The sequence below is a fragment of the Ottowia flava genome (assembly GCF_008017535.1).
GTDB classification, from domain to species: Bacteria; Pseudomonadota; Gammaproteobacteria; order Burkholderiales; family Burkholderiaceae_C; genus Ottowia; species Ottowia flava.
The window spans coordinates 40143-65976 of sequence record NZ_VRUA01000013.1 but is presented as its reverse complement, the minus strand read 5'-3'; the positions used below and the strand labels follow the sequence as shown (position 1 = coordinate 65976).

The 25834-nt window shown below is 66.8% G+C and carries 22 protein-coding genes; 14 read left to right on the top strand and 8 right to left on the bottom strand.

Annotation, left to right across the window (positions count from 1 at the left end; genetic code table 11):
• Nucleotides 1–16: 16 nt before the first annotated feature.
• On the bottom strand, nt 17–2185 hold the full coding sequence (gene scpA, locus FVQ98_RS13490) for a methylmalonyl-CoA mutase (protein ID WP_147913970.1): 2169 nt from the start codon (nt 2183–2185) through the stop codon (nt 17–19).
• A 250-nt stretch (nt 2186–2435) separates the two neighbouring features.
• Between scpA and FVQ98_RS13485 the strand changes: the two genes are divergently transcribed.
• Nucleotides 2436–3074 carry a GntR family transcriptional regulator gene (locus FVQ98_RS13485; protein ID WP_147913969.1) on the top strand — a complete coding sequence of 213 codons (639 nt, stop codon included), beginning with the start codon at nt 2436–2438 and terminating at the stop codon, nt 3072–3074.
• 83 nt (nt 3075–3157) lie between these two features.
• Here the strand turns inward: FVQ98_RS13485 and FVQ98_RS13480 are convergent, their stop codons facing one another.
• Nucleotides 3158–3682 (bottom strand): bacteriohemerythrin, encoded by a 525-nt coding sequence (locus FVQ98_RS13480; protein ID WP_255507775.1) that lies wholly within the window; start codon nt 3680–3682, stop codon nt 3158–3160.
• A gap of 227 nt (nt 3683–3909) precedes the next feature.
• Between FVQ98_RS13480 and FVQ98_RS13475 the strand changes: the two genes are divergently transcribed.
• Both FVQ98_RS13475 and FVQ98_RS13470 read left to right on the top strand, forming a co-directional pair.
• On the top strand, nt 3910–4740 hold the full coding sequence (locus FVQ98_RS13475) for a peptidoglycan DD-metalloendopeptidase family protein (protein ID WP_147913968.1): 831 nt from the start codon (nt 3910–3912) through the stop codon (nt 4738–4740).
• A 118-nt stretch (nt 4741–4858) separates the two neighbouring features.
• Complete coding sequence (locus tag FVQ98_RS13470; protein ID WP_370512962.1) at nt 4859–5923, top strand: formylglycine-generating enzyme family protein; 1065 nt, start codon at nt 4859–4861, stop codon at nt 5921–5923.
• Between the two features lie 19 nt (nt 5924–5942).
• Here the strand turns inward: FVQ98_RS13470 and FVQ98_RS13465 are convergent, their stop codons facing one another.
• The 5 genes from FVQ98_RS13465 to FVQ98_RS13445 all read right to left on the bottom strand — a co-directional run bounded on the left by FVQ98_RS13465 (nt 5943) and on the right by FVQ98_RS13445 (nt 13070).
• Nucleotides 5943–7778, bottom strand: a complete 1836-nt coding sequence (locus FVQ98_RS13465) for an ABC transporter ATP-binding protein (RefSeq protein WP_147913966.1) — start codon at nt 7776–7778, stop codon at nt 5943–5945.
• Between the two features lie 37 nt (nt 7779–7815).
• On the bottom strand, nt 7816–8517 hold the full coding sequence (locus tag FVQ98_RS13460; protein ID WP_147913965.1) for an alpha/beta hydrolase: 702 nt from the start codon (nt 8515–8517) through the stop codon (nt 7816–7818).
• A gap of 235 nt (nt 8518–8752) precedes the next feature.
• Nucleotides 8753–11416: a DUF1631 family protein gene (locus FVQ98_RS13455; protein ID WP_147913964.1), complete on the bottom strand. Its 2664-nt coding sequence runs from the start codon at nt 11414–11416 to the stop codon at nt 8753–8755.
• A gap of 145 nt (nt 11417–11561) precedes the next feature.
• Entirely contained in the window at nt 11562–11981 is a 420-nt protein-coding gene (locus FVQ98_RS13450; RefSeq protein WP_147913963.1) for a carboxymuconolactone decarboxylase family protein, read from the bottom strand.
• A gap of 120 nt (nt 11982–12101) precedes the next feature.
• Entirely contained in the window at nt 12102–13070 is a 969-nt protein-coding gene (locus tag FVQ98_RS13445; protein ID WP_147913962.1) for a M14 family metallopeptidase, read from the bottom strand.
• Between the two features lie 171 nt (nt 13071–13241).
• On the opposite strand from FVQ98_RS13445, the gene FVQ98_RS13440 reads away from it, so the two are divergent.
• The 6 genes from FVQ98_RS13440 to FVQ98_RS13415 all read left to right on the top strand — a co-directional run bounded on the left by FVQ98_RS13440 (nt 13242) and on the right by FVQ98_RS13415 (nt 18685).
• On the top strand, nt 13242–14279 hold the full coding sequence (locus FVQ98_RS13440) for an LLM class flavin-dependent oxidoreductase (protein ID WP_370512961.1): 1038 nt from the start codon (nt 13242–13244) through the stop codon (nt 14277–14279).
• Entirely contained in the window at nt 14276–14638 is a 363-nt protein-coding gene (locus tag FVQ98_RS13435; protein WP_147913960.1) for a hypothetical protein, read from the top strand. Before FVQ98_RS13440 ends, FVQ98_RS13435 begins: the two co-directional genes overlap by 4 nt.
• Nucleotides 14639–14732: 94 nt before the next feature.
• Nucleotides 14733–15347: a DUF938 domain-containing protein gene (locus FVQ98_RS13430; RefSeq protein WP_147913959.1), complete on the top strand. Its 615-nt coding sequence runs from the start codon at nt 14733–14735 to the stop codon at nt 15345–15347.
• 138 nt (nt 15348–15485) lie between these two features.
• Nucleotides 15486–16106 carry a guanylate kinase gene (gmk, locus tag FVQ98_RS13425; RefSeq protein WP_147913958.1) on the top strand — a complete coding sequence of 207 codons (621 nt, stop codon included), beginning with the start codon at nt 15486–15488 and terminating at the stop codon, nt 16104–16106.
• A gap of 22 nt (nt 16107–16128) precedes the next feature.
• The gene (gene rpoZ / locus FVQ98_RS13420) at nt 16129–16329 is read left to right on the top strand and encodes a DNA-directed RNA polymerase subunit omega (protein ID WP_147913957.1); all 201 of its coding nucleotides are present in this window, start codon (nt 16129–16131) and stop codon (nt 16327–16329) included.
• Between the two features lie 139 nt (nt 16330–16468).
• Complete coding sequence (locus FVQ98_RS13415; protein ID WP_370512960.1) at nt 16469–18685, top strand: RelA/SpoT family protein; 2217 nt, start codon at nt 16469–16471, stop codon at nt 18683–18685.
• A gap of 117 nt (nt 18686–18802) precedes the next feature.
• Here the strand turns inward: FVQ98_RS13415 and greB are convergent, their stop codons facing one another.
• Nucleotides 18803–19369: a transcription elongation factor GreB gene (greB, locus tag FVQ98_RS13410; RefSeq protein ID WP_147913955.1), complete on the bottom strand. Its 567-nt coding sequence runs from the start codon at nt 19367–19369 to the stop codon at nt 18803–18805.
• A 20-nt stretch (nt 19370–19389) separates the two neighbouring features.
• On the opposite strand from greB, the gene FVQ98_RS19700 reads away from it, so the two are divergent.
• The 5 genes from FVQ98_RS19700 to FVQ98_RS13390 all read left to right on the top strand — a co-directional run bounded on the left by FVQ98_RS19700 (nt 19390) and on the right by FVQ98_RS13390 (nt 25766).
• On the top strand, nt 19390–19566 hold the full coding sequence (locus FVQ98_RS19700) for a hypothetical protein (protein WP_187265731.1): 177 nt from the start codon (nt 19390–19392) through the stop codon (nt 19564–19566).
• Nucleotides 19563–21854: an FUSC family protein gene (locus FVQ98_RS13405; RefSeq protein ID WP_255507774.1), complete on the top strand. Its 2292-nt coding sequence runs from the start codon at nt 19563–19565 to the stop codon at nt 21852–21854. The genes FVQ98_RS19700 and FVQ98_RS13405 overlap by 4 nt, the downstream gene beginning before the upstream one ends.
• 72 nt (nt 21855–21926) lie before the next feature.
• Nucleotides 21927–22169, top strand: a complete 243-nt coding sequence (locus FVQ98_RS13400; protein ID WP_147913954.1) for a hypothetical protein — start codon at nt 21927–21929, stop codon at nt 22167–22169.
• Between the two features lie 143 nt (nt 22170–22312).
• Nucleotides 22313–24898, top strand: a complete 2586-nt coding sequence (mutS, locus tag FVQ98_RS13395) for a DNA mismatch repair protein MutS (protein ID WP_147914008.1) — start codon at nt 22313–22315, stop codon at nt 24896–24898.
• Nucleotides 24899–24938: 40 nt separating this feature from the next.
• Nucleotides 24939–25766, top strand: a complete 828-nt coding sequence (locus tag FVQ98_RS13390) for a proteasome-type protease (RefSeq protein WP_147913953.1) — start codon at nt 24939–24941, stop codon at nt 25764–25766.
• Nucleotides 25767–25834 lie beyond the last annotated feature (68 nt).

The following is a 25834-nucleotide window of genomic DNA, read 5'->3' as shown; positions in this document are numbered from 1 at the left end:
GGCGTTGATCCCGCGCTCAAGCCTTCACGCCTTGCGACTTCTGAATCTGCGTCAGCACGTCCTTGGCCGATTCGGGGATCGGCGTGCCGGGGCCGTAGATGCCTTTGACCCCGGCTTCGTACAAATAGTCGTAATCCTGACGCGGAATCACGCCACCGACGAACACGACGATGTCGTCGGCGCCCTGCTTCTTCAGCTCGGCAATGATGGCGGGCACCAGCGTTTTGTGGCCGGCGGCCAGGGTGCTGACGCCGACGGCGTGCACGTCGTTTTCGATCGCCTGGCGCGCGCATTCTTCGGGCGTCTGGAACAGGCTGCCGATGTCCACGTCAAAGCCCAGGTCGGCAAACGCCGTGGCGACAACCTTGGCGCCGCGGTCGTGGCCGTCCTGGCCCAGCTTGGCGATCATCACGCGCGGGCGGCGGCCTTCGGCTTCGGCAAAGGCGTTGATCTCACCCTTCAGCTTTTCCCAGCCTTCGGCCGAGTCGTAGGCCGCGGCGTAGACGCCGGTGACTTTCTGCGTATCCGCGCGATGGCGGCCAAAACTCTTTTCCATGGCGTCACTCACCTCGCCCACGGTGGCGCGGGCACGAATGGCCTCGATGGCAGCGCCGAGCAGATTGCCGTCCTGCTCGCCGGAAGCTATCTTTCCGATAGCTGCCAGCGCTTTGTCCACCTTGGCTTGATCGCGTTTTTGCTTGATGGCGCCCAGGCGCGCGATCTGCGATTCGCGCACCTTGACGTTATCGACTTCCAGGATTTCAACCGGTTCTTCCTTGGCCAGCTTGTACTTGTTGACGCCGACGATCACGTCCTTGCCCGAATCGATGCGCGCCTGCTTTTCGGCCGCGGCGGCTTCGATCTTCAGCTTGGCCCAGCCGCTGTCCACGGCCTTGGTCATGCCGCCCATGGCGTCGACTTCTTCAATGATGGCCCAGGCCGCGTCGGCCATGTCCTGCGTCAGCTTTTCCATCATGTAGCTGCCGGCCCACGGGTCAACCACGTTGGTGATGTGCGTCTCTTCCTGGATGATCAGCTGCGTGTTGCGGGCGATGCGCGCGCTGAACTCGGTCGGCAGCGCAATCGCTTCGTCCAGCGAGTTGGTGTGCAGCGATTGGGTGCCGCCAAACACCGCCGCCATGGCCTCGATGGTGGTGCGCACCACGTTGTTGTAGGGGTCCTGCTCGGTCAGGCTCCAGCCGCTGGTCTGGCTGTGCGTGCGCAGCATCAGGCTCTTGGGGTTCTTGGGGTTGAACTCCTTCATGATCCGGCACCACAGCAGGCGCGCGGCGCGCATCTTGGCGATCTCCAGGTAGAAGTTCATGCCCACCGCCCAGAAGAAGGACAGGCGGCCGGCGAAGGCGTCCACGTCCATGCCCTTGGCTAGCGCGGTCTTCACGTACTCCTTGCCGTCGGCCAGGGTGAAGGCCATCTCCAGCGCCTGGTTGGCGCCGGCTTCCTGCATGTGGTAGCCGCTGATGCTGATCGAGTTGAACTTCGGCATGTGCTGCGACGTGTACTCGATGATGTCGCCGATGATCTTCATCGACGGCTCGGGCGGGTAGATGTAGGTGTTGCGGACCATGAACTCCTTGAGGATGTCGTTCTGGATGGTCCCGCTCAGCTGGTCCTGCTTCACGCCCTGCTCTTCGGCCGCGACCACGTAGCCCGCCAGGATCGGCAGCACGGCGCCGTTCATGGTCATCGACACACTGACCTTGTCCAGCGGGATGCCGTCGAACAGGATCTTCATGTCCTCCACGCTGTCGATCGCCACGCCGGCCTTGCCCACGTCGCCCGTCACTCGCGGGTGGTCGCTGTCGTAGCCACGGTGCGTCGCCAAATCGAACGCGACCGACACGCCCTGCCCGCCCGCGGCCAGCGCCTTGCGGTAGAAGGCGTTGGATTCTTCCGCCGTGGAGAAGCCCGCGTACTGGCGAATCGTCCACGGCCGCACCGCGTACATGGTGGCTTGCGGGCCGCGCAGGAAGGGCTCGAAACCCGGCAGCGTGTTGGCGTAAGGCAGGTTTTCGGTGTCCGCCGCCGTGTACAGCGGCTTGACCGTGATGCCGTCCGGCGTGACCCAGTTGAGCGCTTCGACGTTGCCGCCCGGCGCCGACTTCTGCGCGGCCTTGTCCCAGTCGGCCAGGGTAGCGGGACGGAATGACGGGTGCTCTTGGCTCATGGTGTCTGGTCTTTCTGACAGTGATCAAGGTGAGAGGGTGCGCGGCGCCAGCCTAGCGGAGATTGTGCGCCCGGCGATCCGGCCGCCCTGCACAGGTAGCGCATCGGCGCACACCACACTCGGGGCTTTCCGACAAGCTACCGGAACACGGACAAGCACGCACAGCGGCGCACCAACTCAATGTCTGTAATTATTAATTTAAAATCACGCAACAGACTTACAATTCCCAAAAATTTTCTCGTTCGGATCGATGACCCTTGCCGCTCAGCTCGCCCCGCGCCCGCTCTACGAAGCCGTGGCCGAGCGCCTTCGCCAGCGCATTTACAGCCGCGAGCTGTTGCCCGGCGACTGGATCGACGAGCTGAAGATCGCCGAGCAACTGGGCATCAGCCGCACGCCGCTGCGCGAGGCACTGAAGGTGCTGGCGACCGAGGGCCTGGTGACCATGAAAGTGCGCCGTGGTGCCTATGTTGCCGAAAGCTCGGCCAAGGACCTGGCCGATGTCTACCATTTGCTGGCGCTGCTGGAAACCGACGCCGCGCGCGTGGTGGCCCAGCGCGCCAGCGACGCCGAGCTGGCCGAATTGGCCACGCTGCACGCGGAACTGCGCTCAGCGGTGGGCGACGCCGCGCGTTTCTTTCCGCTGAATGAGGCCTTTCATTTGCGCTTGCTGGAGCTGTCCGACAACAGATGGCGCCTGCAGATCGTGCAGGACCTGCGCAAGGTGATGAAGCTGCACCGCCAGCATTCCCTGCAGAAGGATGGCCGACTGGAGGCCTCGCTGGCCGAACACGAGGAACTGATGCAGGCGCTGTCTTCGCGTGATGCGGAACGCGCGGCGGCCTGCATGGCGCGGCATTTCGTCAGCGGGCTGGAAGCGGCCAGCTGAGCAAGATGCCGGCCGCGCCTGGCGTGCCGAAGCGCCCGACCGCCCTTCCCAGGCGCCGAAGAACCGCGCCGTGCAACCACATGTCAGCCAAACAGGCGCGCGAGCCAGCCCTTGCGCCGCCCTTGCTCCTCACGCAATTGGGCCAGCACCTCGGCCTTGAGGCGCTCCTGCGCCGAGCCAGGGCCCGCGGCCATGCGCTGGTACGCCTTGACCGAGTCGATGTAGCCGTGGTCTTCGTTGCGGATGTGGTTGAACAGCCAGCGCGAAAGCATGCCGTGCAGTTCTGCCGCCACGTCCTCGCCACCATCGAAGCGGCTTTGCATCTCGGCCACCTTGCGGGTGAACAGCTCGTGCACCTTCTTATGCGGCCCGGCAAACATGTAACCCGCGTTTTCGATCAGCGCTTCTTCGAAGGCGAAATGCGACATGGTGTAGTCCACCATCTCGGCGATCACTTCGGACAGGCCTTCGCGGTCGTGCGACTGGCGCAGCTCCTGCAACTTGTTGATGTAGTCGACGATGCGTCGGTGCTGCGTGTCGATCTCGGAGATGCCGGTGTCCAATTCGGGCACCCAGTGCAGGTAGTCCATGGCAATGCTGTAGTCCAAGGTTTTCAGATGTTGGCCACAGTATCGACCGATGTCGCTGTGTACTATTTGACTCACATCAACGGGGGTAACAAACTCCACCCCCTGTTCGAAAGTGCTGCAAAGGGTGGCGCTCGGCCCGCAATTCACTACACTATTGGTAGCTGCCTGCGCTGGTCTGGCATGCGTCAACTTCACTTTTCATGCCTGATCCACAGCCTGTCGCGCATCACTTGAGCCGTCGCCTCATGATCTTCGTCCCGGGTCTGGCGACGCTGGCGCCGCGCTGGGCCGTCGCGCAGCCGGCTGCTTCTACCGACTTACCTTGGCCGCGCGAATCCGCCGTGCCGGGCGGCGTCGCGCATGTCGCCTTGGGCGCCGCGCCCGAGCGCCCTGCCGCATTCAATGGCGACGTTCCCGTGCTGGTGCTGGGCGGCCCCGCCGGATGGACCGCGCTGGTGGGCATCGCGCTCTCGGCTGAACCCGGCACGGGACGCATCCGCCTGCGCAGCGCCGATGGTCGCGAACGCGAACTCGCCTACACCATTGAGCCCAAGCGCTATACCGAACAACACCTGAAGGTATCCCCGCGCACGGTGGATCTGTCTCCCGAAGACCTGGCGCGCCACGAACGCGAGCGCGCCCACCAGCAAGGCGTCATCGCCACGCTGAGCGCGCCACCCACCGTGCCGCTGCAGATGCGCCAACCGACGCCGGGACGGCGTTCCAGCTCGTTCGGGCTGCGGCGCTTTTTCAACGGCCAGCCGCGCAACCCACACAGTGGCATGGACATTGCCGCGCCGACCGGCACCGCCGTCATCGCGCCCATGCCCGCCACCGTCATCGACGCCGGCAACTACTTCTTCAACGGCAACACCGTCTGGCTGGACCACGGCGGCGGCCTGCTGTCGATGATGTGCCACCTGAGCCGCATCCGCGTGAAGAACGGCGACCGCCTGGCCGTGGGCGACCGCGTGGGCGACGTGGGCGCGACCGGCCGCGTGACTGGCCCGCACCTGCACTGGACCATCACCCTCAACCGCGCGTCGGTCGACCCGGCGCTGTTCCTCGCCAGCTGATGAAGCGCACCATGGTCAGCGCGCGCCTTGTCCCGTGACCTGGAGGCACGAACGCGTTGACACCCTACCCTTGCCCCTGAGAGCATCGCCCGCTATGCCGACCACCGTCACTGATTCCGTGCGCCGACCTCGCGCTACCCAACTTGCCCACCGTCGTGCCTGGGCCGCTGCGCTGCTCAGCGCGACCTTGCTGGCGGCCTGTGGCACATCAACGCCAACGGCCGCGCCTGAGGCTGCCCCTTCGCAGCGCACCGCGACCGACCGCGTCGGCATCGCGTTCGCGCATATTCCGGCGGGCGAATTCCTGATGGGCAGCGACGAATCTCCCTCGGCCCTGTCCAAGGCCTTCCCGCACGCGGATGCCAAGCGCCTGGGCGAGTTCAAGGACGAGGCACCGGTGCATAGCGTGCGCATCACGCGCGATTTCTGGATGGGCACCCACGAGGTCACCGTGGGCCAGTTCCGCGAGTTCTTGCGCCAATCGGGCTACGTGCCCGAATCGGTGCGCGACGGCACCGGCGGCTACGGCTTTAACCCCGACTACAACCCGCCCAACACCGAACGTGCCGACCTGTTCGAGGGGCGCGACCCACGGTACTCGTGGGAAAACCCGGGCTTTGCGCAGACCGACCAACATCCGGTGGTGAACGTCAGCTGGAACGACGCCGTGGCCATGGCGCGCTGGCTGAGCCAGCAGGAAGGCGTGACCTACCGCCTGCCGACCGAAGCCGAATGGGAATACGCGGCCCGCGCCGGCACCCGCACCCGGTTCCAGGGGGGCGACGATCCCGCGGAGGTGCTGCGCACCGCCAACACTTTCGACAGCGAGACCGCGCTGCGCTGGCCACGGTGGCGCGAACAGGCTGGCTCGGGAAGCGACGGCTTCGCCTTCACCGCGCCGGTTGGCAGCTTCCAGCCCAACGCCTGGGGGCTGTACGACATGATTGGCAACGTATGGGAGTGGTGTTCCGACTGGTATGGGGACGACTACTATGCCCAGTCGCCAGCCAGCGACCCCACCGGCCCCGATGATGGCGACGTCAAGGTGCGCCGTGGCGGGTCCTGGCACAGCTGGCCGCTGTATGCGCGCACCGCCTTTCGCAACTGGAACAGCACCAGCACACGCTACGTGCTGGTCGGCTTCCGTCTGGTGCGTGAAGCACCGGTGAAGCCGGCGCACTAACTGCCCGCGCGAGCCGCGGTCATGGCAGCGGGTCGGCCCCGCCCAACGCTGCCTGCGCTTCCTGCAGTTGCGCCTTTTCAGCCTTGCGCTGGCGCTCTTCCAGCATGGCGCCGCTTTCGCGTTCACCGATCTGCTGGCGCCACATGGCGTAGTACAGGCCCTTGTGCGCCAGCAGCGCGTCGTGCGTGCCCTGCTCCACGATGCGCCCGCGCTCCAGCACGTAGATGACGCTGGCGTGCAGGATGGTCGATAACCGGTGCGCGATCAGGATGCCGATCTGCTGGCTGCCGCGCGACACCTCGCGCACGGTGTCGGTCACCTGCTGCTCGGTCAGCGAATCCAGCGCCGACGTCGCTTCGTCAAAAATGAGCAGCCGGGGCTGTCGCAGCAGCGCCCGCGCGATGGACAGGCGCTGGCGCTCGCCGCCCGACAGCTTGTAGCCCGACTCCCCAATCATCGTCTCCAGCCCCTGCGGCAGGCGCGCCACCAGGCCAGCGGCCTGGGCCTGCGCCAGCGCGGCTTGCATTTCGGCGTCGGTGGCATCCGGTCGTACGAAAAGCAGGTTTTCACGCACCGTGCCGGCGAAAAGCGTAGTCTCCTGCGTCACGTATCCGACCTGGCGCCGCGCCTCGTTGTAGCGAATGCGGCGCGCGTCGATGTCGTTGAACAGGATGGCGCCGGCATCGGGCCGGTACAGCCCCAGCAACAGCTTGACCAGCGTCGATTTGCCCGAACCCGACGGGCCGACGAAAGCCAGCGTGTCGCCCAGCTTCGCTGAAAAACTCACGCCGTCGATGGAGTTTTCCGTCGCACCGCGGTGGCGAAACACCACGTTGTCGAAGCGCAGCGTCTCAATCGGCCCCAACGGCACGGCGTCGGACGGGCGGCGCTCAACCGGCTTGGCCATCAATTCGTCGTAATTGGTCAGTGAAGCGCTGGCTTCGCGCCAGGCGAGGATGATGGTGCCCAACTCCTGCAGCGGCCCGAGGATGGCGACCGAGATGAACTGCATGGCAATCAGTTCGCCTGTGCTCAGCACGTTGCGGAAAATCAACCACAGCAGCACGAACAGCACCGACAGCTTGAGCAGGCTGAGCGTCGCGCCCTGCAAGAAGCTCAGCCAGCGGATGCGTTTGACCTTGGCCATCTCCAGCGCAAAGATCTCCTCGGTCTTGGCGTGCATGCGCCGCACTTCGCGGAAGGTGAGGCCCAGGCTCTTGATCAGCGCCACGTTGCGCAGCGATTCGGTGATGAAGCCGGCGTTGCGCGTGGTTTCGCGGTTGATGGAGCGCTGCTGGCTGCGAATCTGCCGGCTGAGCAGCCCCGAGAGCCCGCCCAGCACCACCAGCCCGATCAGGAATACCGGCACCAGCAACCAGCTTTTGGTCACCGCGTACCACAGCAGAAACGCCAGGCCGATGACGGACGCGAACAGCACGTTGATCATCGAGTTGATCAGCCGCTCGGTGTCGGTGCGCAGGCGCATCAGCAGCGCCAGGGTTTCCCCGGTACGCGCGTCCTCGTACTCCTGAAAGTTCAGGCGCATGGTCTGGCGCAGGCCGTCGTTGAACAGCTGCGTGCCAAAGCGCTGCACGACCATGCGCGTGACGTAGTCCTGCAGCGCCCGCGCCGCGCGCGAACCCAGCGCCACCGCAACCGCAATGCCCAGCAGGCCCAACGCGCCGCGCACCAGCTCGTCGTCAGGCCGTATGCCCTTCTTCGTCGCGTACTCGTCGATCAGCTTGCCGAAGATGATCGGGTCTACCAGCGCCAGCACCTGGCTGATCGCCGCCAGCAGCAGGGCCAACGCGACCAGGCGGGATTGGGGTTTGAGGTATTTCCAGAGCGTGCGCATGGGGCCGCATGATGGCCCAGCGCCCGTGCCGTGTCTGTCAGACAGCGGCGGCAGCGGCGCCCCGGGTTCGGCTTCCGGCCGCCAGCACTTTCAGCAGCCAGCGCTGCAAGTCGACCACCTCTTCCATGCAGACCGAATGGCCCATGGGGTAGCTGTGCCATTCGACGGCGTAGCCCAGCACCTGCAGGGCGTCGCGCGAGGCCTCGGCGCGCGGCAGCGCGATCATCTCGTCCTGCGTGCCATGGGCCAGCCAGATCGGTACGTCGGCATTGGCGGCGCTGCGCTCCGTCGCCAGCTGGCGCGCCAGCGGCAGGTAGCCGGACATGCCCGCCACGCCGGCCAGACGCTGGCCATAGCGCAAGCCCGTCAGCAAAGCCATCGCGCAGCCTTGCGAGAAGCCCGCCAGGACGGTGCGACGTGCTGGCACGCCGCGCGCCTGTTCGCGCGCCAGTAGGCCGTCGACCAGCGCTTGTGATCGGCGCAGGCCCGCTTCGTCTTCCTGCGACCAGTCGGTGTGGATGTCGTACCAGGCTGGCATCACGTAGCCGCCGTTGAGCGTCACGGGAATCTGCGGCGCGTGCGGAAACACCCAGCGCACCGGGCCGACGGCGGCGAGGTCGATCTCTTGCGCGAAGGGCTCGAAGTCGTGCCCGCTGGCGCCCAGGCCGTGCAGCACGATGATGCTGGCGCGCGGATCGGCGCCGGTTTCAATGTCGATGGTGTCGGGCAGTGTGCTCATGCGTCCATGGTAGCGGCTGCGAAAGTGACGCCCGAAATATGAATCAAATCACCGCTCGGCCCAAGCCGATACGCCGCAACAAGCTACTCTTTTAAGAGTAAAAAAAGCCCTCTCGGCGCCTGACTTCAAAATCGCGTGCTTCCTTGCTGGCAGAGCCAGTCCAGGGCGTTTGGCATTGCCCCGACAAGAGCTGAGGCGGCGGTCACGGTGTGACGGCCAGCGGAACTGCACCGCCTCAGACCGTAACGTGCTCGTGCTCCGCAGAGGGACTGTCGGACAGTCGGCGCAGCGCCTTGTCGACCACGGCCGCCGCATCCACGGGTCGCAGGTGGCGTGTGCGGATCAGCTTCTCGCAGGTACGCCGGGTCATGCTGTGCGGGCGCCCGCCACGGCTGACGAACATGAAGAGCGACCCGTTTTCGCTGCTCCAGCTCAGCTGCGCACGGCGCCACTGACCGCGCACGCGCAAATCCACCCAGTCGCCAGTGCGCAGACGCTCAAGAATGGCGCGCTGGCGCGCCAGTTCAGCGTCATCCGGAGGCGCATCAGGAACTGGCACATGCGCAGCATCACTGATACGCGGGGCGCCCAGCAACGCCGGCTCGGGCTGGTCGAGCGGGACGAAATCACCTACCGCAGCAGGTGCCGGCTCTGGCTCGGCAAACCGTGATACCTCGTCCGCCGGATGCCCGCTATCGAGCGAAGCCATGGACGTCATGCCTTCGTCGGCCTCCAGTGGCGCCATACCCGAGCCATGATCGTCAAAGCCCGCTGCCACTCGCTCGTGCCTGCCCAACCAGGGCTGCTCAGCCACACGGGGCGATGGGCGCTCCAAAGGCAGGGCTTCGGTTTCCATGTCCAGCGGCATGAGCAGACTCGAGTCGTCGTCCAGCCTTGTCAGGCCCGATGCCTCGGCGTCGCGCGCGCTGCGCAGACGCCGCAAGCGCAACACCGGGTCGTGATACCGCATCAGCGCATTGAAGAACGTATCGGTCTCGCGCGCCTCTTTGCCAAGCATCTCGAGCCCGCGGCGCAGCGTCTGCAACACACCCGGCACCACCTCGAACAGCCGGCGTGGTTCCTTCAGCACGGCTTCGCGCTTCACGCTCCACAGCAGGTCGGTCACCACCGCCAGATAGCCGCCTGGGTCCAACTGGCCACGCTTGTCGGTCAACTGGGCATGCGCAATCACCAGCGACCAGTCCTGGAACAGGAAATCGGCGACAACCACCGGCACGCGATCCAGGTCGGAGCGCAGGCTGAACTCCCAGGCGACCTTGTCAGCAAGCGTCTGGCGCTCCTGCGCAAAATGCATGGAGCGCAGACCGGCCTCCTGCGCGTCCGTCTCGACCACATCCTCGGCTTGCCAACGCGTTTCGAGTTGCTCCAATTGGGCGCCGAAGGCCGAATTACTCGCTTCGGGCCGGTCATTGAGTTCTCGCACCGCGTCGCGCACCGGGGCCATGAATTGCTCGAACTCATCCGCATACTCGTCGTTGTACTTAAAGCTGCGCTGTGCAACACCTTCAATCAGCCGCCGCGCCGGATGGTGGTCGTCCCCAAAGAAGCGCGGGTCCTTCATGGCCATGCGCAGCAGCGCCGGCTCCATGGCAACGAACGCCTCGCGCACCGGTGCCATCACGCGATGGTCACCCGCCACCTGGGAAACCAGGGTACGCACCGCGTCTAGGCCCAGCGCCTGGCTGATCTTGGTGGCCTGGCTCTTCAATTCCATCAGCGTGCGCGTGCGCGCCGCCGGCTGCGCAGCTTCACCCCATTGTTGGGGTGGCAGTGGCGTGGCCACGTCGACCGCACGCGCTGGCCGGTCGACCACACTGAGCGCCTTGTCGCGCAGACGCTGACGGGCCTGTGCCGCTTCGTCAAATGATGGCGCGTGGCTGCTGGCACGAATGGCCCCGGCCAGTTGCGCGGTCACCGCTTCGTAGTAAGCCGGCGGCAGCGGCTCGTCGTTTTCGGAGACCCACTGCGGGCGGTACAGAAAGTCTCGGATCAGTGCTTGGGGAACCGCTGGCCGTGCCTGAGCCAGATCGCCCATGTGGGGGAACAGCGCACGGCGAGAAGCACCGCCATCGCCGGATGTCGCAGGAACTCCTTGGCCTGGCGCGCCACCCGGCGCGCTGCCTGCGGACCCGGAGCCATTCCCACTGGCGTTTCCGGTCCCGGAGCCACCCGTGCCGGACTTCTGCGGCGGCAAGCTCCCCCCTTCGGTCAGCTTCAGACGATAGCGGGCTTCCTCGACGCCCTGCGACTCCAGCAACTTTCCGATGGCTTCATACAGCCGCTGCAACTCGCCTGCAAATGGCCGCGCCAGCGCGCGCGTCCAGTGGCTCTGGATTTGGGTCGATTCGCCGAATGAGCCCAGCAACTCGAGCAGCGCGTTGCACAGGATTTCGGGGCGCAGAGGGTTCAGGTCGGCGCGCACCACGGGCAGACCAAGGGCCGAGCTCATCAGCGAGTCCAGGCGTGCCAGCGCATGCTCGACCACCGGCATGGCGGTCTGCTGCAGGCGCGAGGCCTCCACGAAGCGCGCCACTTCTGCGTCGTCCAACAAGGCCAGCGACGAGTCGGCCTCAAGCATCCGGCCGCCCTTTTCGGGCTTGTGCGCGTCGGCCTGCGAGCGCGCTTCGTTCAGCGCCTTGCCGATGGCGTCATCCACGCTGGCGGCGTAACCGGTGCGCATCGTGGCGCGTTGCTTGGTCAGCGCAGCAGCGGCGTCCCCAAGCTCTATGCGGGTGGCCATCGATTTGGCCGTGCGCTCGGCTTCGTGCAGCGCAGCACTGGCAGCTTCCACGCAGCGGTCGATCATCGAAGAAGCCAGGAACACGGCTTCCTGTCTGCTGCGCTTGATCAATGGGCTGTTGGTGCTGACCGCTTGCATGGGTGGGAGGTGGAGGCCATCAGATTACACCGTCGGCCAAAACGGCTGCCGCGGATGTCTGCTTTTGCCAACTGTATCGCTCCCACGTGGCTGTTTTACCCGTACTGGGGTCGCCCGGGCCTTCAAAGCGCGAAATTTTTCGGCTTCATGCACGTCCGCCGTCCTGACGCAGGTCAAAAACCGGGTCAACCGGGACCTGCAGTGCCGTCGCCAGGTGATTGGTCTTGCCCGCCAGACCGATTACGGCCAGCAGGTCGGCGTACTGCGCATCGGTCATGCCCTTGGCGCGTGCGGCGGCGGTGTGCGAATGCACGCAGTAGCCGCAACCGTTTGCAGTGGACACGGCGATGTAGATCAGTTCCTTAGTGAGCGGATCCAGCGCGGACGGCGCGACCATGGTGCGCTGGACCTCCGCCCAGGTCGCTTCGAGCAGCGCAGGATCCAGCGCCAGGTGGCGCCAGAACGCGTTGATGAAATCCGAGCCGCGCGTGCGGCGGATGTCCTCGAACACGGCGCGCACACGTTCGTTCTGCTCAAGGTCCGCACCGGGAAGCGTGGTGGACATGTCTCACTCCTGCCCAAGAGGGCGATTTTTACTCTGCTATTGATAGCTGCCTGCGCAGGTGGTTGTAGCGCAATGTGATGTTTTCTTCATGAATTCTCGCCGACACGAGGTGCCAGCGCGTCAGGCCGCGGCGGCGATCGGCCGCGTCAGATACACCGCCTCGCGCCCCACGATCGGCACGCGCGCAGGCATCATCACGGTGCAGTTGTCGCAGGGCGCGCGGATTTCACCCGCGTCGCCATCGGTGGCGATCAATTCACCCTCGGCAAAGATTTCGAAGCCCTGCAGCGGGCGCACGAACCGGAACTCCGGCGTATGCACCATGCAGGTCTGCAACAGCGCCAGTCGCCGTTGCGGCGTCGCGCGCGCCTCGGCCGACACCGGCAGCGCGTCAATGAGCCCGAAATGCGCCAGAAAGTCGAGCGCCGTGGCGGTGGCGACATCGGCAGCCGCCTGCAGGAAGTGCTGGCCACATTCCACCACCATGGCGACACCGGCATTGCTCTCGGCCACGCCGTGGCGCCCGTGCTGAATCAGCGGCGTACCGCTGCCCAGGCCGCTGGGCATGACCAGATGGGTGGTCACCCGCCCGAGCGCGCCGACGGCCAGCGCCGCGTGGCCGTTGCGCGGGTAATCGGGGTAGACCCAGAACGGCTCCACGTCCTGGCTGGTCGAATGGATGTCGAGGATGTGGTCGGCCACCGCCACCACCGGCCGCAGCGCGCGGGCGCGGCGCAGCTCCGGGCTGTCCTGCGGGCCGTCCAGCCATTCGTCGGACCAGATACGGTTCAGGTTGTGCACGATCTGCCGGTTGGCGAACGGGTCGTCCTGGCGAAAGCCCTCGTACGCCTCGACGTGGGCAAAGCTGATCGTGAGCGTGCCGATCTTCGGGCGCACGCCCTGGTCCAGCAGGTGCGTGGCGGCCACCATCCCGCAAATCTCGTTACCGTGCGTCAATGCGTTGATCAGCACGTGCGGCCCTGGCTGGCCCGATTCGAAACGGTGAACGTAGTCGATACCGGTGTTGCCCGCGCGGTAGGCGCAGAGATCGCGCGGCAGGACTTCCAGAACGGGCGGTGGCAGGGACATGGGCGGTCGCGTCGTAGGCTGTGAATCGAACACCGCATCTTATCGATCCGGTTACCACTTCGCCCAAGGCCCATCGGCCAACTCAGCGTGTGCGCCTGCATGGCGGAGGCTGCGGACGCCGGAGAGCCCCGCCGCGCGCGCAGCCGATCCAGCCAGCGCACAATGGCCCGCATGAGCAAAGCCCTGAACGAGATCGCTTTTTCCATGCTGGACCTGGTGCCGGTGCGCGAAGGCCGCAGCGTGGCTGACGCCCTGGCCGTGTCGCTGCAAACCGCCCAGCACGCCGACCGCCTGGGGTTCACCCGCTACTGGCTGGCCGAGCACCACAACATGGCGTCGATCGCCTCGTCCTCCACCGCCGTGCTGATCGGGCACGTGGCGGGCGGCACCGAGCGCATCCGCGTCGGCTCCGGCGGCGTGATGCTGCCCAACCACCCACCGCTGGTCGTGGCCGAAGCCTTTGGCACGCTGGCCGAGCTGTACCCAGGCCGCATTGATTTGGGCCTGGGCCGCGCGCCCGGCACCGACCCGATGACCATGCGCGCGCTGCGCCGCGACCGGGTCGAGACCGTGGACGACTTCCCGCGCGAGGTGGCCGAGCTGCAGCACCTGCTGGGCGACGTCAAACCCGGCCAGAAGCTGATCGCCAACCCCGGTGCGGGCACGCACGTGCCGATCTGGCTGCTGGGCTCCAGCCTGTTCTCCGCGCAACTCGCGGCCGAGCGCGGCCTGCCCTACGCCTTTGCCTCGCACTTCGCGCCGGCCATGCTGCTGCAAGCGGTCGAGATTTACCGCCGCAACTTCAAACCCTCGCCCACGTTGGACAAGCCTTACGTCATGATCGGTGTGCCGCTGATCGCCGCACCGACCGACGACGAAGCGCAGCTGCTGGCCACCAGCATCTTCCAGCGCGTGCTGGGCGTCCTGCGCGGCACGCGCGGGCTGTTGATGCCGCCGCAGCCGGGCTTCTTCCAACAGCTCAGCCCGCAGGAAAAGGCCGGCATCGCCGACTTTCTGGCCTGCGCCGTCATCGGCTCGCCCGACACCGTGCGCCAGGGCCTGCAGCAGCTGGCCGAGCAGACCGGCTGCGACGAGATCATGTTCACCTGCGACATCTACGACCCGGCGCTGCGCCTGCGGGCGATGGACATCGCCATGGACGTGCGCCAGGCCGCCGGGCCGGCGACGACGTCCGACGTGGCGGCGTGAACCGGCCCTGCGCCCCCCACACCTCGGCCGCGCACCTGACCCGGGCCGCCGCGGTCGGCGCCTGCCTCGCACTGGCGATCAGCAGCACCGGCTGCGCTGTGGCCAGCGCCACGGCCGGCGCCGCCATTTCGGTCACAGGCGCCGTGGTGTCGACCGGCATCGGCCTCACCGGCAAGGCGATCGGCGCCGGCATCGACGCGGCCAGCAGCCCATCGGGCAGCGACCGCAGCGGCATCGTCGTGCGCGAACGCATCAGCGACGCACCGGCCGATGCCACGAACCATTCAGCCGCGGCGACGGCCTGCCGCCCGGCAACCGGCGACGCACCGCCGCCACCGGGTCAGCCCGCGTGCCGGTAACGGCGGATTGTCGCTATTGAATCGGTAGCTGCTCGCGCAGGTGTTTGTAGCGCCAGAGCCTTTTTTTATATATATAAAGAACCTTGCCTCCCAGATGACCTCTGCCCTGCCTTTCAGTCCGGCGTCCGAGCGCAACCGCGAACCCATCCTGGCCGCCCTGCGCCCCTGGCTCGCGCCCGCAGGCAGCGCCCTGGAAATTGCCAGCGGCACCGGCCAGCACGTGGCGCATTTCGCGCACGCCCTGCCCGATTGGCACTGGCAACCCAGCGACCTCACCGCAGACCTGTTCGCCGCCATCGTCACGCGCACCGCCCACCTGCCCCGCGTCGCGGCGCCGGTGCGGCTCGACGTGCGGGACGCCCCGTGGCCCAGCGCCGGCCCCGCGTGGGACAAGCCTTTCGACCTGATCTTTGCCGCCAACATGCTCCACATCGCGCCCTGGGCCTGCACCCCGGCGCTGATGCGCGGCGCGGCGCGCCACCTGGCGCCGGGCGGGCGCCTGGTCACCTACGGCCCCTACTTCGAGGCCGACGTCCCGACCGCGCCCAGCAACCTGGCCTTCGATGCCGACCTGCGCGCGCGCCACCCGGACTGGGGCATCCGTGAGCGCGCGGCGGTCGAACGCGAAGCGCACGCTGCGGGCTTGCGCCTCGCGCATCGCGCGGCGCTGCCGGCCAACAACCTGCTGCTGGTGTTCGAACGAGGGTGACATCAAGGCGGCAGCGGCTCTCAGGAAGGAGCCCACGCCGCGCAAGCGATCGGAGCCCGGCGCATCGGCAGCGCTTGTCGGACTAAAATGATGGGCCTCATTTACTCCCGATTCGATAGCGCCCTGCGCTGATCCCACATGGACTACCCCGGAAATCTGTTTGTTGTCGCGGCGCCCAGTGGCACGGGCAAATCGAGCCTGGTCAAGGCGCTGATGGAGGTGGATGCGGGGGTGGCGCCCTCGGTCTCGCACACCACGCGGGCGCCGCGCGGGCAGGAAAAGGACGGTCGCGAGTACTTTTTCATCTCCAACGACGATTTCGACGGCATGGTCGCGCGCGGCGACTTCCTGGAATGGGCGCTGGTGCACGGCAACCGCTACGGCACGTCGCGCCGCGCCATCGAGCAGCGCATCGGCAGCGGCGGCGATGTGGTGCTGGAGATCGACTGGCAGGGCGCGCTGCAAATCAAGCGGCTGTTTCCCGACGCCATCCTCGTTTTCGTGTTGCCGCCGAGCCTGGACGAGTTGCGCGCGCGCCTCACGCGCCGCGGCGAAGACGCACCCGACGTGATCGAGTTGCGACTGTGCAATGCCGCCGAGGAGTTGGCACAAGCCGAAAATTTCGACTTCGTTATAATCAACGAGATATTTGAACGCGCGCTTTTCGACCTGAAAGCCATCGTCCACGCGCAGCGGCTGAAGTACATCGCCCAGCGCCGTGCCCGCCCCGACACGTTCAAAGCCCTCAACATCGTCTGAACAGCCTCCAAGCTGCACCGCCATGGCCCGCATCACCGTCGAAGACTGCCTCGAGCAAATCCCCAACCGTTTTCAGCTGGTGCTGGCCGCGACCTACCGCGCCCGCATGCTGAGCCAGGGCCATACGCCCAAGATCGAAGCGCGCAACAAGCCCGCCGTGACCGCGTTGCGCGAGATCGCCGCCGGCAAGGTCGGGCTCGAAATGCTCAAGAAAGTGCCCTGAACTCAGGTCACTCTTTGCGGGCCACCACAGGCCTACAAGTCTCTAAAAGGGCGCTCTCGAAGCGCCCTTTTTCGTGCCCGGCGGCGGCCAGATGACAACCGGGTTAAATTCGGGGGCTATGAGTTCGGTGCTGCCCCCCATGGAGCAACCGCTGGCCGCGGCCAACGCGGCGGCGGCCAGCTTTGCCGCGCTGGAAAGCAAGCTGGACTACCTGGGCCCGGACGACCGCGAGTTGGTGCGCCGCGCCTACCGCTTTGCCGACACCGCTCACCTGGGCCAGATGCGCCACAGCGGCGAGCCGTACATCACGCACCCGATCGCCGTCGCCGCCCAGTGCGCCGAATGGAAGCTGGACGCCCACGCGCTGATGGCAGCGCTGCTGCACGACGCCATGGAAGACTGCGGCGTCACCAAGGCGGATCTGGTGGAGCAGTTCGGCGTCTCGGTAGCCGAGCTGGTGGACGGCCTGACCAAGCTGGACAAGCTGCAGTTCAGCACGCGCGAAGAAGGCCAGGCTGAGTCCTTCCGCAAGATGCTGCTGGCGATGGCGCGCGACGTACGCGTGATCCTGATCAAACTGGCCGACCGCACCCACAACATGCGCACGATGGGCGACATGCCGCGCAGCAAGTGGGGGCGCATCAGTGCGGAAACGCTGGAGATTTACGCCCCCATCGCGCACCGCCTGGGCCTGAACCAGACCTACCGCGAACTGCAGGATCTGGCCTTCCGCCACCTCAAACCGTGGCGCTACAGCGTGCTGGCCAAGGCGCTGAACAAGGCGCGCCAGCGCCGCCGCGACCTGATCCAGAAAGTGGGCCAGGAGGTGCAGGACGTGCTGAGCCAGGCCGGCCTGAACGCGCGCATCGTCGGGCGCGAAAAAACGCTTTACTCCATCTACACGAAGATGGACGACAAGCACCTGTCGTTCGCGCAGGTCAACGACTTGTACGGCGTGCGCGTGATCGTGCCCCACGTGGTGGACTGCTACACCGCCATGGGGCTGCTGCACCAGCTGTACAAGCCGGTGCCCGGGCGCTTCAAGGACTACATCGCCATGCCCAAGGTCAATGGCTACCAGTCCCTGCACACCACGCTGGTCGGCCCCGCCAGCGTGAACATCGAATTCCAGATTCGCACCGAGGCGATGGACCTGGTGGCCGAAGCCGGGGTGGCCGCGCACTGGCTCTACAAGGTCAACCAGGCGGAATCGGGTGGTGGCGACGAGCTGGGCACGCAGTGGCTGCAGTCGCTGCTCGACATCCAGAACGAGACGCGCGACGCGGCCGAGTTCTGGGACCACATCAAGGTCGATCTGGTGCCCGACGCGGTGTACGTTTTCACCCCAAAGGGCCAGATCATGGCGCTGCCGCAGGGCGCCACAATCGTCGATTTTGCGTACGCCATCCACAGCAATGTGGGCGACCACGCCGTCGCAGCCAAAGTCAATGGCGAACAGGTGCCGCTGCGCAGCGAGCTGGCCAACGGCGACGTGATCGAGATCATCACCGCGCCCGTGTCCACGCCCAACCCGGCGTGGCTGGGCTTTGTGCGCACCGGCCGCGCCCGTTCGCGCATCCGCAGCCACCTGAAAAGCCTGGCGCAGGACGAATCGCGCGACCTGGGCGAAAAGCTGCTGGCGCAGGCGCTGCGCGCCGAGGGTCTGAGCCAGCCGCCCGGGCAGGACAGCGGCGACAAGCCGCTCTGGGACAAACTGCTGCGCTTCACCGGCAACCGCACGCGCGACGAGATGATGACCGACATCGGCCTGGGCAAGCGCAGTGCCAACATGGTCGCCAAGCGCCTGGTCACACTGCTGGCGGCCGAAGGCATCAAGCCCGACGCGCTGTTGCTCACGCGCGAGCGCTTCACCGCGCACGAAAACCTGTCGCAGGGCGCCGTGATCCTGGACGGCGCCGAGAACATGTCCGTCAAATACGCCACCTGCTGCCGCCCGGTCCCGGGCGATGGTGTGTTGGGCTACCTGGGCCGTGGCGAAGGTTTGGTGGTGCATACCGACGAATGTGCGGTGGCACGCCGCCTGCAGCACAAGGACGCTGAACGCTTCATCACAGTGGCCTGGGCGGACGAACCTGTGCGACAGTTCGAGGTGGGCATCGTGGTCACCGTGGTCAACGGCAAGGGCGTGCTGGCGCGCGTGGCGGCCGCTCTGGCCAGCGCCGAGGCCGACATCGTGCATCTGGGCATGGCCGACGAAAGCGCGCAGGAAGCGCTGGACCTGCGCTTCGTCATCACCGTGCGCGACCGCACGCACCTCGACACGGTGCTGCGCCACCTCAAGCGCACGCAGTCGGTGCTGCGCGCAGCGCGCATCATGCCAACCGCCCAGCACTGACCCCTCTGATACACCAGCTTGGTGCGCTCCGAAATTTCAGGTCTTTTTGGCACTCAGCCCTACAACCACCTGCGCAGCCAGCTACTTAAACGATAGCAATCATCAGACTGCCCCAGATCAGTCGGACACGGGCGGCGCCGGGTAATCCACGGCCACCACCTCGATCTCGTGCGTGCCTGCGGGCGTGGGCAGTTGCAGCACATCGCCCACACGGGCGCGCAGCAAGGTGCGGGCGATCGGGCTGATCCAGCTGACCTCAGCCTGCGCGCTTTCCGCCTCGTCGATGCCCTTGATGGTGACGGTGCGTTCCTCACCTTCCTCGTCAGCGTAGGTCACTGTGGCGCCGAAGAACACCTGCTCTCCGCCATGGTGCGCACTCGGGTCCGTCACCTCGGCGATCTCCAGCCGCTTGGTCAGGAAGCGGATGCGCCGGTCGATCTCGCGCAGGCGCTTCTTGCCGTAGAGATAGTCCCCGTTTTCACTGCGGTCCCCGTTCTTGGCCGCCCAGTGCACGGCCTCCACCACTTTTGGGCGCTCCTCATCGATCAGGGTCAGCAACTCGGCGCGCAAACGGGCGTAGCCCTGCGGCGTGATGTAGTTCTTGCCACCCGGGGGCAAGGGCGGCAGCGCGATGTCGTCGTCTTCGTCCTCCCCGTCACGCTCACGGGTGAATGCCTTGTTCATGCAGCCCATGATAGACCGCCATGGGACAATCCCGGGAGCGGTTGGCCGCCCGCCTGATCGGCTTTTTTGCCGGTACCCACCGGCCGCCCGCCTCGCCTGCCGTGCCCGTCCTCAGCCCCGCCACCGTCTTGCCGCGCCTGCCAACCGGGCGTTGGGAACACCACGGCGCGTTCCGTCAGCACGAACGCCCATCATGAACCTGCCGGCCCTGCAGCCCGAGCAAATGCGCCGTTGGCTGAGTCTGCGGCAGCGGCGCTTCCTGCGCGTGGCGCTCAGTTACTACGTGCTCAACGGCGCCTCGTGCGCGCTGGGGCTGTTCCTGGTCTCATCCACGGTGATGCTGCTGTTCGGCACCGAAGCGGCAGCCGTGGCCACGGTCGGCGTCATCGCCACGCTGGCGCCCGACATGGTGGGCCCTCGCCGGGGCAAGCTGGCCCACATGGTCGTCGGCCCAGTGATCGGTGTACCGCTGTTTGCCGCGGTGCTGGCGCTGGAAGGCAAGACGCTGGAACTCGGGCTGTTCCTCGTGCCGGCCACCTTCGTCGTGTTCCTGGGCATGGCGTGGGGCAAGCGGGGGGCGCCAGTCGCCATCGGCGTGATGCTCGCGCTGGTGTTCGCCATGTCGCTGCCCCCGGCCAGCGGGACCGAGCAGGTGCTGCTGCGAACGCTGTACTGCGGCTTGGGCGCGGCCCTGTACGTCGTCTATTCGGTGATCGCCAACAGCGTCCTGAACGGGCGCTACCGCACCCAGCTGACGGCCGATCTGCTACTGGCCGTCTCGGCACTGCTGCAGGCCCATGCACGGCGCGTGTCACCCCGCGCGGACGGCGCACCCGGGCCGGGCGAAGTCGCGCCCGATTCCGCTGCGGGCCTGACCGAATTGCTCAAGCGCCAGGCAGCGCTGGCCGACCAGCTGCAATCCACCCGCGACGTGGTGCTGGAATCGCCCAACACACCGCGCCGCCAGCGCCTAGCGGGCATGCTGCTGGTGGTGCTGGAAATGCGCGACCACCTGGTGGCCAGCGAGCTGGATCTCGACCGCGTGCGTGAAGCCGCAGACCACGCACATGCGCTCGAAGAGATCGCCGCCATCTACCGCCAGATGGCGCGCGAACTGGCCTTCTTGGCCGACGACTTGCTGCTGCGCCGGCGCCCCCCTGTTGCTACCGACCACAGCGCCCGGCTCGCCGCCCTGCGGCTGCGAGAAGAGCCAGCCAGCGCCGACCTGTCGGCCGACCCGACCGGCGCCGCGCAGGCCGCGCTGCTGCGTGGCGTGAGCTTTCGCATCGAGCACCAGAACGACGCGGTTCGGCAGCTCAGCCTGCTGGCGCGCGGCGAAACCATGCCCGACCTTGCCGTGGTGCGCAACAGCTGGCGCCTGTTCGTCAGCCCAACCGACTGGTCGCTGCAGCCCTTTCTGACCGTGTGGCACTGGCGTCAACCCGCGCTGCGTCACGCGGTGCGGGCCGCGCTGGCTGTCGGCACCGGCTACACGGTCGCGGTGTTGCTGCCCTGGGGCTCGCACGCCTACTGGATCCTTCTGACGATCGTCGTCGTGCTGCGCGGCAGCCTGGCGCAGACGCTCGAGCGCCGCAACCAGCGCGTGGCCGGCACGCTGGTCGGCAGTCTGCTCGCGACCGGCCTGCTGGCGCTGCATCCGCCCGCCCTGCTGCTGCTGATCGCCGTGACGGTCTCGCAGGGCATCGCGCACGGTTTTGCCATGCGCCGCTACGTCGTTACCGCCATGGCCGCGTCGGTCATGGGGCTGGTGCAGGCACACCTGCTGTTCGCGGGCAGCAACGCGACGTTCGCTTTCTTCGAGCGCGTGGGCGACACGCTGCTGGGCGCGGGCATCGCCTGGGCCTTTGCCTACGTGCTGCCGTCCTGGGAACGCGGGCAGCTGACGGGCCTGGTTCGGCGTGTGCTGAAGGCGCTGGACCAGCACGCACGTCAGTCGCTCAGCCTGGCGCAGGTGGAGGCCATCGACACCCAATCCGAACTCACCTGGCGGCTCGCGCGCCGCGAAGCTTATGACGCGCTGTCGGCATTGGTTCAGGCCACCGCCCGCGCGCTGGTGGAGCCACGCGCGGTGCAGCCGCCACTGGCGCTGCTGGAGCAACTGCAAGGCCACAGCTACCAGCTGCTGGGCCAGCTGAGCGCCATCAAGTCGCTGATGCTGCTGCGGCGCGAGCGCCTGCAACTCGATGGGCTGACCGTCCCGCTGGAGCAGGCCGCAGCCGTCATCGAACAGACCTTGGCGTTCGACCGCGTGTCAACCGCGGCGCACTCGCTGGACACCGCACGCGTCGACCTGGACGTCTCGTTGCCCGCCGTCCCGGAAACCTTGCCCGACCCCTACCTACAGGACGCAAGCCCTTGGCTGCTGCGACGCCTGAATCTGTCCGAGGCTCTGGCACGCCGCGTGCGCGCCGATGCCGCGGGAGTCTTGGCGGAGTTGGAGGTTGCCGGCGCTGCCCGGCCCTAGTTCGCATGTCGCTGCGATTTCAAGCGCTTTTACAATGCTCGATTGACTTCGTCGTAACCAAGACACCTGTTCATGGAAAACCAGAACCCTGTGCTCCCGGTCGTGCGCTGGGGCATCAGCCAAGCACCCTCCCACCAGATTGGCCTGCTTCGGATCGAGTACCTCACCGCCGCTGGCGACATCGCGGGTGCGCCCGCACAGAGCCCGATTTTTGGCTTCTCACCCCAACAGCTGCGCGCGCTGGGACAATCTCTGCAACAAGTGGCGGACCAACTGGAAGCCGCTGCGCCGGACGTGCTATCGAAGAAGCGCTGAACCAAGCTTTCTGCGCTGTGAATCCAGGCATTCAAGCCGCTCAGCCTCCAGCGCCGACCATGCCCAGCCCATCTCCAGCGGCCGAACGCCGCGCCCCGACCGATTCCGCTGCCAAAGCCGCCGCCGAGGCTGGTCACACCCCGATGATGGCCCAATACCACGGGCTCAAGGCAGACTTCCCCGACACCCTGCTGTTCTACCGCATGGGGGATTTCTACGAGATGTTCTACGCCGACGCCGAGCGCGCGGCGGCGCTGCTGGACATCACGCTGACCACGCGCGGGCAGTCGGCGGGCCAGCCGATCCCGATGGCGGGCGTGCCTTTTCATTCGGTGGACGGTTACCTGGCACGGCTGATCAAGCTGGGCGAATCGGTCGCGATCTGCGAACAGGTCGGCGACGTCGCCACCAGCAAAGGGCCGGTGGAGCGGAAGGTGGTGCGCGTGGTCACGCCCGGCACCTTGACCGACGCAGAGCTGCTGTCCGACAAGAGCGAATCGCTGCTGCTGGCTGTGTTCCCGGGCACGCGCCAGCGCTGCGGCCTGGCCTGGCTGGCGGTGACGCAAGGTCAGGTGCACCTGACCGAATGCACGGCCGACGAATTGCCCGGCTGGTTGGACCGCATCGGCGCCAGCGAAATCCTGCTGCCCGCCGACGCGCCCGACACGCTGCTGCGCAGTGCGCAGGCCGTGCGCAGCGCAGGCCGCGCGCCCAGCGTGACGCACCGGCCGGAATGGCAGTTTGACGCGGCGCTGGGCCGGCGCAAGCTGCTGGACCAGCTGCAGACCGCGAGCCTGGCCGCCTGGCACGCCGAAGAACTGCCCCAAGCGCACGCCGCCGCCGCCGCGCTGCTGGCCTACGCCGAACACACACAGGGCCGCGCGCTGCCGCACCTGCAAGGCCTGCTGGTCGAACGCGCAGGCGAGTTGATCGACCTGCCCGCCACCACGCGCCGCAACCTGGAGCTGACGCAAACCCTGCGCGGTGAAGACGCGCCGACCGTGTTTTCGCTGCTCGACACCTGCCGCACCGGCATGGGCAGCCGCCTGCTGAAAAGCTGGCTGCTGTCGCCCCCGCGCGACCGCACCGTGGCGCAGCAACGCCTGGGCGCGATCGGGGCGCTGCGCGAGCACGGCTTGGCTGAGCGCGTGCGCACGCTGCTCAAGGGCACGAGCGATGTGGAGCGCATCAGCGCCCGTCTGGCGCTGGGCCAGGTGCGCCCGCGCGAGCTGGTCGCACTGCGCCAGACACTACAAAAACAGGAGCTGCCCGCGCTAATACAGCAATCGCTAGAGCCCTATTTGGCTCAGATTTCCGAGGCACTGGCGCCGCCCACCGAAGCCGCCGCGCTGCTGCAGGCCGCACTGCTGGATGAACCCGCCGCGCTGGTGCGCGACGGCGGCGTGATTGCGCCCGGCCTGGACGCCGAGCTGGACGAGCTGCGCGGTATCGCCGACAACTGCGACGCCTTTCTGGTCGCGTTGGAGGCGCGCGAGCGCGAGCGCACCGGCATCGCCAACTTGCGGGTGCAGTTCAACAAGGTGCACGGCTTCTACATCGAGGTCACGCAGGGTCAAGCCGCCAAGGTGCCTGACGACTACCGCCGCCGCCAGACGCTGAAGAACGCCGAGCGCTTCATCACACCTGAACTCAAAGCCTTCGAGGACAAAGCCCTGTCGGCGCAGGAACGTGCGCTGGCACGGGAGAAATGGCTGTACGAGCAGTTGCTGGTCCAGCTGCAACCGCACGTGCCGGCGCTGACGCGCTTCGCCCGCGCGCTGGCCACGCTGGATGCCTTGGCCGCGCTGGCCGAACGCTCCCTCACACTGAACTGGCAGGCGCCCGACTTCGTGCGCGAGCCCTGCATCGACATCCGCGGCGGCCGCCACCCGGTGGTCGAAGCGCGCCTGCAGGAAACCACGGGCGCGCCCTTTATCGCCAACGACACGGCGCTGGGCCCCAAGGCGCGGCTGCAGATCATCACCGGCCCGAACATGGGCGGCAAAAGCACCTACATGCGGCAGGTGGCGCTGATCGTGCTGCTGGCCAGCATCGGCAGCTACGTGCCGGCGGCGCGCTGCAGGCTGGGACCCATCGACGCCATCCACACCCGCATCGGCGCTGCCGACGACCTGGCCAACGCGCAGTCCACCTTCATGCTGGAGATGACCGAGGCGGCGCAGATCCTGCACGGTGCGACCGCTCAGTCATTGGTGCTGATGGACGAGATCGGCCGCGGCACCAGCACCTTCGACGGCCTGGCGCTGGCCAGCGGCATCGCCGCGCACCTGCACGACCGCACGCAGGCTTTCACGCTGTTTGCCACGCACTATTTCGAGCTGACCGAGTTTCCCAAGACCCACCACGGCGCCTTCAACATGCACGTCAGCGCTGCCGACACCAGCGAGCGCGGCGGCCAGGACATCGTCTTTTTGCACGAGCTGCAACCCGGCCCGGCCAGCCGCAGCTACGGCATCCAGGTGGCACGTCTGGCCGGCGTGCCCACGGCCGTGGTCAACCACGCGCGCCACGCGCTGGCGCGGCTGGAAGCGGGCGCGCAGGAGGCCCAGCGCCAGGTCGATTTGTTCACGCCCCCACCGGCCGAGGCCGCCGCGGCCGAACCCAGCGCCGTAGAATGGGCGCTGGCCGGCATCGACCCCGATGCGCTGAGTCCCCGCGACGCGCTCGAAGCGCTGTACCGCCTGAAGAAGTTGGCCGACGCCGGCTGACGCACCCCACTTCTTCCGCCTTTCCCCTCGAAGTTTTCCCATGACCTATTGCTGCGCCATCAAGATCAACGCAGGCATGGTGTTCCTGTCCGATTCGCGCACCAACGCGGGGGTCGACTCGATCAGCACCTTCCGCAAGATGCTGGTGTACGAGCGTCCGGGCGACCGCTTCATGGTCATGCTCTCGGCCGGCAACCTGTCGATCACGCAGTCGGTGCGCGAGATCTTGCAGAACGAGTCGATCAAGGACCCGGAAACGGGCGACCCGGTCACCATCTGGAATGCGCGCAGCATGTTCGACGCCGTGCGCGTGCTGGGCAGCGCCGTGCGCCGCGTGGAAGAGCGCGACGGCAACGCGCTGCGCATGGCGGGGCTCGACTTCAACGTGTCGCTGATCTTCGGTGGCCAGATTGCGGGAGAAGGCATGCGCCTGTTCCTCGTGTATTCGGCCGGCAACTTCATCGAGGCGACCAACGAGACGCCGTATTTCCAGATCGGCGAGTCCAAATACGGCAAGCCCGTGCTCGACCGCGTGATCAGCGCGGCCACGCCGCTGGACGAGGCCGCCAAGTGCGCGCTGGTGTCGATGGATTCGACGCTCAAGTCCAACCTCTCGGTCGGCCTGCCGCTGGACCTGGTGGTGTACGAGGCGGACAAGCTCGAAACCGACCGCGTGATCTGCATCGACCGGGACAACCCGTACTTCGAAATGCTTCACAGCAGCTGGGGCGAACGCCTGCGCCAGGTGTTCGACAGCATCGAAGACCCGCAGTGGAACGGCGGCCAGACGACCATCCCGCTGCGCGTCGAATCCAAACGCCACCCCGCGCTGCGCAAGATCGGTTCGCCGCTCGAACGACTGATCTGAAATTTCAATAAAAATCAACTTCTAAGGCAATACAGGCCTGCGCGAGCAGCTATCAATAACGTAGCCAG

Bases quoted from the DNA above. Each gene is read 5' to 3' on its own strand.
- scpA (WP_147913970.1), bottom strand. From the start codon at position 2,185: ATGAGCCAAGAGCACCCGTCATTCCGTCCCGCTACCCTGGCCGACTGG.
- FVQ98_RS13485 (WP_147913969.1), top strand. From the start codon at position 2,436: ATGACCCTTGCCGCTCAGCTCGCCCCGCGCCCGCTCTACGAAGCCGTG.
- FVQ98_RS13475 (WP_147913968.1), top strand. From the start codon at position 3,910: ATGATCTTCGTCCCGGGTCTGGCGACGCTGGCGCCGCGCTGGGCCGTC.
- FVQ98_RS13465 (WP_147913966.1), bottom strand. From the start codon at position 7,778: ATGCGCACGCTCTGGAAATACCTCAAACCCCAATCCCGCCTGGTCGCG.
- FVQ98_RS13460 (WP_147913965.1), bottom strand. From the start codon at position 8,517: ATGAGCACACTGCCCGACACCATCGACATTGAAACCGGCGCCGATCCG.
- FVQ98_RS13455 (WP_147913964.1), bottom strand. From the start codon at position 11,416: ATGCAAGCGGTCAGCACCAACAGCCCATTGATCAAGCGCAGCAGACAG.
- FVQ98_RS13450 (WP_147913963.1), bottom strand. From the start codon at position 11,981: ATGTCCACCACGCTTCCCGGTGCGGACCTTGAGCAGAACGAACGTGTG.
- FVQ98_RS13445 (WP_147913962.1), bottom strand. From the start codon at position 13,070: ATGTCCCTGCCACCGCCCGTTCTGGAAGTCCTGCCGCGCGATCTCTGC.
- FVQ98_RS13440 (WP_370512961.1), top strand. From the start codon at position 13,242: ATGAGCAAAGCCCTGAACGAGATCGCTTTTTCCATGCTGGACCTGGTG.
- FVQ98_RS13430 (WP_147913959.1), top strand. From the start codon at position 14,733: ATGACCTCTGCCCTGCCTTTCAGTCCGGCGTCCGAGCGCAACCGCGAA.
- gmk (WP_147913958.1), top strand. From the start codon at position 15,486: ATGGACTACCCCGGAAATCTGTTTGTTGTCGCGGCGCCCAGTGGCACG.
- rpoZ (WP_147913957.1), top strand. From the start codon at position 16,129: ATGGCCCGCATCACCGTCGAAGACTGCCTCGAGCAAATCCCCAACCGT.
- FVQ98_RS13415 (WP_370512960.1), top strand. From the start codon at position 16,469: ATGGAGCAACCGCTGGCCGCGGCCAACGCGGCGGCGGCCAGCTTTGCC.
- greB (WP_147913955.1), bottom strand. From the start codon at position 19,369: ATGAACAAGGCATTCACCCGTGAGCGTGACGGGGAGGACGAAGACGAC.
- FVQ98_RS19700 (WP_187265731.1), top strand. From the start codon at position 19,390: ATGGGACAATCCCGGGAGCGGTTGGCCGCCCGCCTGATCGGCTTTTTT.
- FVQ98_RS13405 (WP_255507774.1), top strand. From the start codon at position 19,563: ATGAACCTGCCGGCCCTGCAGCCCGAGCAAATGCGCCGTTGGCTGAGT.
- FVQ98_RS13400 (WP_147913954.1), top strand. From the start codon at position 21,927: ATGGAAAACCAGAACCCTGTGCTCCCGGTCGTGCGCTGGGGCATCAGC.
- mutS (WP_147914008.1), top strand. From the start codon at position 22,313: ATGATGGCCCAATACCACGGGCTCAAGGCAGACTTCCCCGACACCCTG.
- FVQ98_RS13390 (WP_147913953.1), top strand. From the start codon at position 24,939: ATGACCTATTGCTGCGCCATCAAGATCAACGCAGGCATGGTGTTCCTG.